Source organism: Mesorhizobium sp. M7A.F.Ca.CA.001.08.2.1 (assembly GCF_003998455.1).
GTDB classification, from domain to species: domain Bacteria; phylum Pseudomonadota; class Alphaproteobacteria; order Rhizobiales; family Rhizobiaceae; genus Mesorhizobium; species Mesorhizobium ciceri.
This window is the reverse complement of sequence record NZ_RZPW01000203.1, coordinates 1-8,930: the sequence shown is the minus strand read 5'-3', so window position 1 is coordinate 8,930 and position 8,930 is coordinate 1. Positions and strand designations below refer to the sequence as shown.

Below are 8,930 nucleotides of genomic sequence, written 5' to 3'. Positions count from 1 at the left end.
GGCATACATCATGCGGCCGAAACGGGTGTATTCGAGGAAGAACCAGATCAGCACGGCGAGCACGAGCAGCACCACCACCGACACTGGGATGAGGTTCGGGATGAAGAAGTCGAAGCGGTGGCGGCCGAGCGCCAGGAAGGCGTCGGAGAATTTGCCGTTGGCGACCGAACCGTCCGGCATGGTCATGCCGGTGGCGATCGAGCGGCCTTCGGTTGGAATGCGCTGCAGGCCGACGAGCAGGAACATCATGCCGAGCGTCGCCAGCAGATCGGGCACACGCATGTAGACGATCAGCCAGCCATTGATCAGGCCGACGATGGCGCCGATGAGCAGGCAGACGACGACCGCGACAAGGGCGTTCTGCTCCAGCACCACCATGACATAGGCGGCCGCCATCATGGCTGAGGTGGCGACCGAGCCGATCGATAGATCAAAACCTCCGACGACCAGCGTGGCGGTGACGCCGAGCGCCAGCACGCCGGTGATGGCGACCGACTGGAAGATGAAAACCGCACTTTGCGGCGAAACGAAACCGTCGGCGGCGATCGAGAAATAGGCGACGAGCCCGAACAAGAGCACGATGAAGCCGTAGCGGATGGCGTGGTCGCGCAATGTCATTCGGCGCTCCCGCGCGCTGCTGCCGTTTTTAGCCAATCCGAACCCATGCTCTTTCCATTCCCATTCCTAACGCCCGTGCTCAGGCGGCACTGTGCAGCGGCCCGCCGGCGACCTCGGCCAACAGGCGGTCGAGATCGACATCGGCATTGCGGTGCTCGCCGACGATGGTCTGTTCCGACATGACCAGGATGCGATCGGCGGTCTCCAGCGCCTCGTCGAGTTCGGTGACGAACAGCAGCGTGGCGCGTCCGTTTGCACTGGCCCTGAGCTTGGCGGCGATGTCGCGCCGGGCGGAAATATCGACGCCCTGAAACGGCTCGTCCAGAATGAACAGTCTCGCATGCTGGGCCATCCAGCGGGCGACCATCACCTTCTGCTGGTTGCCGCCGGAGAGCTCCGACATCTCGTCCTTCTCGGAGCGGCAGACGATGCCCAGCTCCTCGATCTGCCGGCGCGCCGTGGCGCGTTCCAGACGGCGCTTGAGAACAGCGAAACGTGACATGCGCTTGTGAAACGGCAGGCTGATATTTTCCTGGATGTTGAAGCCGCCGACGATGCCGTTCTCGCCGCGGTCCTTGGCAACGAGGAACACGCCGGCGGCGATCGCCTCGCCGGCTGTTTCAGGCGCATAAGGCCTGCCGTTCAGCGTCATTGTGCCGGCCAGCGGCTGGCGCACGCCAAACAGCGTCTCGGCAAGCGCCGTCTTGCCGACGCCGACGAGGCCGGTGATGGCAACGACCTCACCGTCGCCGAGCGTCAGCGAGATCGGCCGCGCGCCTTGTGCGATGCGCAGACCGTCTATCTTGAAGACGGCATTGGCTGAATCCCTGACAACAATCCGGTCGAGATGGATCTTGCGGCCGAGCATGGCGTTGACCGCGCCTTCATAGTCGAGCGGTTTCTTGTCGAAAATGCCTGAGATGATCCCGTCCCGCATCGATACGATGCGGTCGGCCAGCCGCCTTATGTCCGACATACGGTGCGAGATGTAGAGGATGGCCACGCCTTGCTCGCGCAGCCTGTCGATCAGGGCAAACAGCCGATCAGCCTCGGCGCTGGAGAGCGATGAGGTCGGCTCGTCGAGGATCAGCACTTTCGGCTTGTGCGCCAGCGCGCGGGCAATCGCCACCATCTGGCGATCGGCCAGCGAAAGATCACTCACCCGCGCCTTCAAATCGATGGCCAGCCCCATGCGGTCGGCAACCGCCTTGGCCTCTCGCCGCACGCGCATTGGATTGAACAGGGTCGGCGCACCGCTGCCGCTCAGCCGGTCCAGCGTCAGGTTGGTGGCGACATCGAGATCGGCAACGACACCGTCATTGATGTTCTGGTGCACGGTGACGACGCCGGCGCGGATCGCCTCGGCCGGGGTTTTCGGCGCGAAATCCTGGTCGGCGAGCACCATCGTCCCGCCGCCGCGTTCATAGACACCAGAGATGATCTTGACGAGGGTGGATTTGCCGGCGCCGTTGGCGCCCATCAGCACGGTCACTTCACCGGCATACAGTTCCAGCGAGACGCCGCCAAGCACCTCGTTATGGCCAAAGGATTTCCTCAGTCCCTCTACGCGGAACACGGCATTGCCGACCATGCGTTCCTCCCTGACATGACGCTATGAGCTGCATCGGCAATTGTCAACACGATTGACAATTGCCAGATCGCTTCCTAGCTTGGCCCGGCCGCCACGCCTCCGTTATGTTGGAAGCGCATATGCGGGAGGATAACGATGACTGAAGAATTGCCGTTCGAAGCCCTGTCGGTCGAAACCCTGGCTGCACGCCTTGGCGGCAACGAGGCGCTGTGCGCGAAGATCGGCAAGGACACCGGCGCCTGGAAGGTCCGCGAGGTCGGCGACGGCAATCTCAACCTGGTGTTCATCGTCGAAGGCGCCAGCGGTGCGGCCGTGGTCAAGCAGGCCCTGCCCTATGTCCGCCTGGTCGGCGACAGCTGGCCGCTGCCGTTGAAGCGCTCCTTCTTCGAATATCACGCGCTGACCAGGCAAGAGGCGCGCGCGCCGGGCTCGGTGCCGGCGATCCATTATTTCGGTGAATGCCAGGCGCTGATCATCATGGAATATCTTGCGCCGCCGCATATCATCCTGCGCCGTGCCCTGATCGACGGCCGCCAACTGCCGAACATCGCCCGGGATATCGGCCTGTTCATGGCCCGGACGCTGTTTCGCGGCTCCGACCTGCATATGGCCGCCAAGGACCGCAAGGCCGATCTGGCGCTGTTCGCCGACAATGTCGAGCTTTGCGACATCACCGAAAACCTGGTGTTCTCCGATCCCTATTTCGATGCCAAGATGAACCGGCACACCTCGCCGCAGCTCGACGGCCTGGTCGCCGAACTGCGCGCCGACCGCGACCTCAAGGTCGAGGCGCAGCGGCTGAAGCACATCTTCGCCGCCAATGCCGAAACGCTGCTGCATGGCGACCTGCATTCCGGTTCGATCATGGTCACCGACACGGAGACCCGGATGATCGACCCGGAGTTCGCCTTCTACGGCCCGATGGCTTTCGACGTCGGCATGCTGCTTGCCAATTTCTGGATGTCCTTCTTCTCGCAACGCGGCCACGAACAGAAGGGCAAGCGCGACGCCATGCGCGCCTATCTGCTCGGTGTGACGGTCGAGACCTGGTCGGTGTTCCGCGCCGAGTTTTCGCATCTATGGCGCAGCGAGCGCACCGGCATGCTCTACCAAAAGAGCCTGTTCGAGGACCAGGGCGACATCCTTGCCTCAGAGCAGGCGCTCGACCATGTGCTGCACCAGATCTGGACCGACCTGCTAGGCTTTGCCGGCGTCGAAGTGCACCGGCGCATCCTCGGTCTCGCTCACAATGCCGATTTCGAGACCATTGCCGACGAGGATCTGCGCGCCAGTTGTGAAGCAAAGGCGCTGAAATTCGGCCGCCACCTCGCCGTCAACCGGCGCCAGATCCACAGCATCGACGAGGTCAACCAACTGGCCGCGTTGATCGAACAGGAGAGCAGCATTTGAACGTCGGCGACCGCCACTATCGCACCATCTGGCTGAGCGACGACGGGCGTTCGGTCGATATCATCGACCAGCGCTGGCTGCCGCATGATTTCCGCATCGAGAGGATCGGCACGGTTGCCGGCATCGCCACCGCCATCCGCGACATGTGGGTGCGCGGCGCGCCGCTGATCGGCGTCACCGCTGCCTATGGCGTCGCCATGCAGATGGCCGACGATGCGTCGGATGCAGCGCTCGACGCCGTGTGGGAGACCCTGCACGAGACGCGGCCGACCGCGATCAATCTGCGCTGGGCGCTGGACGAAATGCGGCGCTTCCTGCGGCCTTTGCCTACCGAACAACGCGGTGCAGCCGCCTATCGGCGGGCCAGTGAGATCGCCGACGAAGATGTCGGCCTCAACCGCGCCATCGGCGAGAACGGTCTCACCATCATCAAGGCGATCGCGGCGCGCAAGCAGAAGGGCGAGCCGGTCAACATCCTGACCCATTGCAATGCCGGCTGGCTGGCGACGGTCGATTACGGCACGGCGACCGCGCCGATCTACCTGGCCACAGAAGCCGGCATTCCGGTCCATGTCTATGTCGACGAGACGCGGCCGCGCAACCAGGGCGCCCAGTTGACCGCCTGGGAGATGGCCGGGCACGGCGTGCCGCACACGCTGATCGTCGACAATGCCGGCGGCCATCTGATGCAGCGCGGCGCAATCGACATGGTCATCGTCGGTACCGACCGCACCACGGCCGACGGCGATGTCTGCAACAAGATCGGCACCTATCTCAAGGCGCTCGCCGCCGCCGACAACGACGTGCCGTTCTATGTCGCGCTGCCGTCGCCGACCATCGACTGGACGGTGCATGACGGACTGGCCGAAATCCCGATCGAGCAACGCTCGGCCGACGAGGTCTCGCTGGTCTGGGGCAAGACCGCCGCCGGCGAGATTGCCCAGGTGCGCATTTCGCCTGAGACGACGCCGGCGGCCAACCCGGCCTTCGACGTGACGCCGGCGCGGCTGGTGACCGGCCTGATCACCGAGCGCGGTGTCGCCAAGGCCTCGCGCGAGGGCCTGAAGCAGATGTTTCCCGAGCGGGCGTAGCCGCTCGCTTCTAGTACAGAGGCTCGGCCATGTGCTTGGGTGTCGGCCAAGTCTCGGTGATACCCGGCTGCACCGGCCGCTCCAGATAGGTCGAGAGCACCACATAGCTGCGCGTCGAGGTGACGCCCGGCGTTTCGTAGAGGCGCGCCAAAAGGCCTTCGAGGGCCCTGGTGTCTTCGGTGCGGACCTTCAGCAGCATGCAGGTGTCGCCGGCGACGGTATGGATTTCCTCCACTTCGGGATATTGCGAGACCGCCATCAGTTCCGGCGTCTTTCCCCAGCCCCTGGTGTCGATATGGACAAAGGCGAGCAAAGGCTTTTTCACCGCCCGGGGATCGATGATGGTGACCGTGTTGCGGATGGCGCCGCTGCGCCGGAGCCGTTTGACCCGCTCATGCGCTGCCGGTGGCGACAAGCCGACGCGATCGCCGAGTTCGGCGTAGCTGATCGTGGCATCATCGACCAGGACACCTAATATTCTTCGGTCTATCGCGTCGAGATCGCGGGCCGCCGGCCTGTTCTGCAGAATGCCATCTGTTTCTTCATCCATGGCGAAATTCCTGGTTCTCCGCTGAATAGAATACGGCCATTATGCCGATATGTCGAACATTGATCAACTTGCACCATTGACTGCCCGAGCCCCGATCCCGGCGCTTGCCTATCTGTTGACGGGCTGCATCGCGGTCATCGGCTCGAACTCGCTGGTGCTGGGTCCGATTGCACCGGCTGTCGCCTCGTCGTTCGGCACCAGCGTGCCGGCCGTGATGATTGCGGCGGCCGCGTTCGGCCTCGGCACCTCTGCCAGCGCGCTGTTCCTGGCGCGCTACATCGACCGGCTCGGTGCTCGCAGAATGCTGCAGGGCGCACTGCTGCTGTTGGCACTGGCGCTGGTCGCCAGCGCCGCGGCACCCACGGTGATCATGCTGGTCGCCGCACAGCTGCTGGCCGGCATCGCCGCCGGCGTCGCCATGCCGGCGATCTATGCCAGCGCGGCGGCCATTGCTCCTCCGGGCAGGGAGAGCGGCACGATCGGCGTCGTGCTGACCGGATGGACACTCAGCATGGTTGCCGGCGTTTCGCTTTCGGCCGTGCTTGCCGATCTGGTGCATTGGCGCGCCGTTTTCGCAGCGGTCGCGGTGCTTGCGGCCCTTGCATGGATGGGGCTGACAGCGACGTCGCTCAGCGACATCAGGAAGGCCGGACCGGCGCCCGCCCGGCTGGAAGCGCTCGGCATTCCCGGAATCCTGCCGCTGCTGGTCGCGTGCGCGGCCTTCATGACTTCGTTCTACGGCGTCTATGGCTATCTCGGCGACCATCTTCATGTCGGGCTTGGACAGCCGGTGAGCGCCAACGGCCTGGCGGCGCTTGCCTACGGCATAGGCTTCGGGACGGCTGCTCTGCTCGACGGCATCATCGACAGACTGGGTGCGCGGCGCGTCATGCCGTTTGCCTATCTTCTTGTCGCCGTGGTCTACGTCGCGATGGCCGCGACGAGCGGCAGTTTCGGGCTGACCCTGACCATGGTGGCAATCTGGGGACTGGCCAATCATTTCGGCCTGAACGTCCTGGTGATGCGCCTGTCTGCGCTCGATCCGTCGCGGCGCGGCACGATCATGGGGCTGAACAGTGCGGTGACTTACCTCGCGGTCTTTGTCGGCACCACCAGCTTCGGGCCGCTTTATTCCAACTTCGGCTTTGCTGTCTGCGTGATGGTTGCAGCACTGCTCATGCTGATCGCCGCATCGGCGGCGGCGTGGCGCACGCGGTAGTCGAACGTGCTTGGCCCAACCTTCTCACGGTTGACAGCAGCGTCCTGCCCTTTCATACAAAGCCGTTAATGTTCTCAGGGCGGGGTGAAAGTCCCCACCGGCGGTAAGGGTTTCTACCCAAGCCCGCGAGCGCTTTCCGGTCCACGCATCAATGCGTGGATTCTTAAGTGCTAGAGCGTCCTTTACGCGTCCAAGGGACGCGTGGCGCTCTAGTGGAAAGGTCAGCAGATCCGGTGTGATTCCGGAGCCGACGGTTACAGTCCGGATGGAAGAGGACGAAACGGAAGCCGGCCCGCTTTTTGCGGGCTTAATCCGTATCGTGCGTCCTGATTCTGGTTCGAAACGGAAGGATGGACCCATGAATCAGCATTCCCATAAAGACTATGAAACGACCCGCATCGCCGTTATCCGCGCGCGCTGGCATGCCGACATCGTCGACCAGTGCGTACAGGCCTTCGAAGCTGAACTGGCCTCTCTGGGAGGCGAACGCTTCACCGTCGACATTTTCGACGTGCCCGGCGCCTATGAGATCCCCCTGCATGCCAAGACCCTGGCCGGGACCGGCCGTTATGCCGCGATCCTCGGCACAGCCTTTGTGGTCAATGGCGGCATCTACCGGCATGAGTTCGTCGCAAGTGCTGTCATCGACGGCATGATGAACGTGCAGCTGTCGACCGGCGTGCCGGTGCTGTCGGCGGTGCTCACCCCGCACAACTACCACGACAGCGCCGAGCACCACCGCTTCTTCTTCGAGCACTTCACCGTCAAGGGCAAGGAAGCGGCGAACGCCTGCGTGCAACTCCTGGCGGCGCGGGACCTGATCGCGGCCTGAGGTCGTCAAACTGGCCGGATTTCAGCCCTGCAACAAGAATTGCGATCGAGAAGCGCTCCGAAGGTTGCGGTTCCCTTGAAATCCCGCCAGAAGCATCAAGGGCCGACCGGCAAACCGGCCGGCCCGCGACGTTGCGCTTGAAACCAGATACGGGAGACTATTGGGTGGCTCGCATAACACTGAGACAATTGCTCGACCACGCCGCCGAATACGGCTATGGCGTGCCCGCTTTCAACATGAACAACATGGAACAGGGCCTCGCCATCATGGAGGCCGCCGAGGAGACCAAGTCGCCGGTCATCCTGCAGGCTAGCCGCGGCGCGCGCGCCTATGCCAATGACGTGGTGCTGGCCAAGCTGATCGACGCGCTGGTCGAAATCCATCCCGACATTCCGGTCTGCATGCATCTCGACCATGGCAACAACGAAGCCACCTGCGTCACCGCGATCCAGTACGGCTTCACCTCCGTCATGATGGACGGATCGCTGAAGGAAGACGGCAAGACGCCGGCCGACTACGCCTACAATTCCGGCATCACCAAGCGCGTCGTCGACATGGCGCATTGGGGCGGCGTGTCCGTCGAAGGCGAGATCGGCGTGCTCGGCTCGCTCGAGAGCGGCGGCGGCGAGCAGGAAGACGGCCACGGCGTCGAAGGCGCGATCAGCCACGACCAGCTTTTGACCGATCCCGAACAGGCGGTCGAGTTCGTCAAAGACACCCATGTCGATGCGCTGGCGGTTGCCATGGGCACCAGCCATGGCGCCTACAAATTCTCGCGCAAGCCGGACGGCGCGGTGCTGGCCATGAACGTCATCGAGGAGATCCATCGCCGGCTGCCGAACATGCACCTGGTCATGCACGGCTCGTCCTCGGTGCCCGAGGACCTGCAGGAGATCATCAACAAATATGGCGGCCAGATGAAGCCAACCTGGGGCGTGCCGGTCGAGGAGATCCAGCGCGGCATCAAGCACGGCGTGCGCAAGATCAACATCGACACCGACAACCGCATGGCGCTGACCGGCGCGATCCGCAAGGTGCTGACCGAGAACCCGAGCGAGTTCGACCCGCGCAAGTATCTGACACCGGCCATGGCCGCCATGCGCAAGCTCTGCAAGGAGCGCTTCGAACAGTTCGGCACCGCCGGCAACGCGCAGAAGATCAAGCCGCTGCCGGTCGCCGAAATGGCCAAGCGCTACAAGTCGGGCAGTCTGGACCCGAAGTTCGGCTGAGCTGAACGCTGGTATCGAGGGCAGGAGCGCGGCAGCGCCCTGCCCGTTTACCGAACACTATTGAAGCGTCCGCGCCGGCTGACCGGCGTGGTCGCGCGCGATGCCGGCGTCGGCATCCTCGGCGCCAAAAGCACGGTCGAGGCCCGTCGCCACGACCGAGACCCTGAAGCGGCCTTCCATGCCCTTGTCGAAGATGGCGCCAACGATGATGTCGGCATCCTCGTAGACCTCTTCGCGAATGCGGGTGGCGGCCTCGTCGACTTCAAACAGGGTCATGTCCCTGCCGCCCGATATCGAGACCAGCACGCCCTTGGCGCCTTTCATCGACACTTCGTCGAGCAGCGGGTTGGCGATCGCGGCTTCGGCCGCCTTCATCGCGCGGCCTTCACC

8 protein-coding genes, 1 pseudogene and 1 riboswitch are annotated in these 8,930 nt (G+C 63.8%); of the genes and pseudogenes, 5 read left to right on the top strand and 4 right to left on the bottom strand.

The window, feature by feature from the left end; genetic code table 11:
* Window positions 1–618 (bottom strand): ABC transporter permease (locus tag EN914_RS14325; protein WP_145968239.1); only part of this gene is annotated, 618 nt, incomplete at its 3' end.
* Window positions 619–697: 79 nt separating this feature from the next.
* A complete protein-coding gene (locus tag EN914_RS14320; protein ID WP_024502579.1) occupies window positions 698–2,209 on the bottom strand; it encodes a sugar ABC transporter ATP-binding protein in 1,512 nt (503 codons plus the stop codon).
* Window positions 2,210–2,344: 135 nt separating this feature from the next.
* On the opposite strand from EN914_RS14320, the gene mtnK reads away from it, so the two are divergent.
* Together mtnK and mtnA are read left to right on the top strand one after the other, a co-directional pair.
* Entirely contained in the window at window positions 2,345–3,619 is a 1,275-nt protein-coding gene (mtnK, locus tag EN914_RS14315) for an S-methyl-5-thioribose kinase (protein ID WP_024502578.1), read from the top strand.
* Window positions 3,616–4,710 (top strand): S-methyl-5-thioribose-1-phosphate isomerase, encoded by a 1,095-nt coding sequence (gene mtnA, locus EN914_RS14310; RefSeq protein ID WP_024502577.1) that lies wholly within the window; start codon window positions 3,616–3,618, stop codon window positions 4,708–4,710. The genes mtnK and mtnA overlap by 4 nt, the downstream gene beginning before the upstream one ends.
* 10 nt (window positions 4,711–4,720) lie before the next feature.
* Here the strand turns inward: mtnA and EN914_RS14305 are convergent, their stop codons facing one another.
* Window positions 4,721–5,260, bottom strand: a complete 540-nt coding sequence (locus tag EN914_RS14305; RefSeq protein WP_013532925.1) for an Lrp/AsnC family transcriptional regulator — start codon at window positions 5,258–5,260, stop codon at window positions 4,721–4,723.
* A gap of 49 nt (window positions 5,261–5,309) precedes the next feature.
* On the opposite strand from EN914_RS14305, the gene EN914_RS14300 reads away from it, so the two are divergent.
* The 3 genes from EN914_RS14300 to fba all read left to right on the top strand — a co-directional run bounded on the left by EN914_RS14300 (window position 5,310) and on the right by fba (window position 8,540).
* Window positions 5,310–6,479 (top strand): MFS transporter, encoded by a 1,170-nt coding sequence (locus tag EN914_RS14300; RefSeq protein ID WP_024502576.1) that lies wholly within the window; start codon window positions 5,310–5,312, stop codon window positions 6,477–6,479.
* Window positions 6,480–6,545: 66 nt separating this feature from the next.
* A riboswitch (FMN riboswitch) is annotated at window positions 6,546–6,760 on the top strand.
* A gap of 77 nt (window positions 6,761–6,837) precedes the next feature.
* Window positions 6,838–7,311 (top strand): 6,7-dimethyl-8-ribityllumazine synthase, encoded by a 474-nt coding sequence (locus tag EN914_RS14295; protein WP_024502575.1) that lies wholly within the window; start codon window positions 6,838–6,840, stop codon window positions 7,309–7,311.
* 164 nt (window positions 7,312–7,475) lie between these two features.
* Entirely contained in the window at window positions 7,476–8,540 is a 1,065-nt protein-coding gene (fba, locus tag EN914_RS14290) for a class II fructose-bisphosphate aldolase (protein ID WP_013532928.1), read from the top strand.
* A gap of 57 nt (window positions 8,541–8,597) precedes the next feature.
* On the opposite strand, the pseudogene EN914_RS14285 reads toward fba, so the two are convergent.
* Window positions 8,598–8,930, bottom strand: a pseudogene (locus EN914_RS14285) (cell division protein FtsZ); the annotation flags it as partial.

Excerpts from the sequence above, each read along its gene's own strand:
- EN914_RS14320 (WP_024502579.1), bottom strand. The coding sequence starts at position 2,209 with ATGGTCGGCAATGCCGTGTTCCGCGTAGAGGGACTGAGGAAATCCTTT.
- mtnK (WP_024502578.1), top strand. The coding sequence starts at position 2,345 with ATGACTGAAGAATTGCCGTTCGAAGCCCTGTCGGTCGAAACCCTGGCT.
- EN914_RS14305 (WP_013532925.1), bottom strand. The coding sequence starts at position 5,260 with ATGGATGAAGAAACAGATGGCATTCTGCAGAACAGGCCGGCGGCCCGC.
- EN914_RS14300 (WP_024502576.1), top strand. The coding sequence starts at position 5,310 with ATGTCGAACATTGATCAACTTGCACCATTGACTGCCCGAGCCCCGATC.
- EN914_RS14295 (WP_024502575.1), top strand. The coding sequence starts at position 6,838 with ATGAATCAGCATTCCCATAAAGACTATGAAACGACCCGCATCGCCGTT.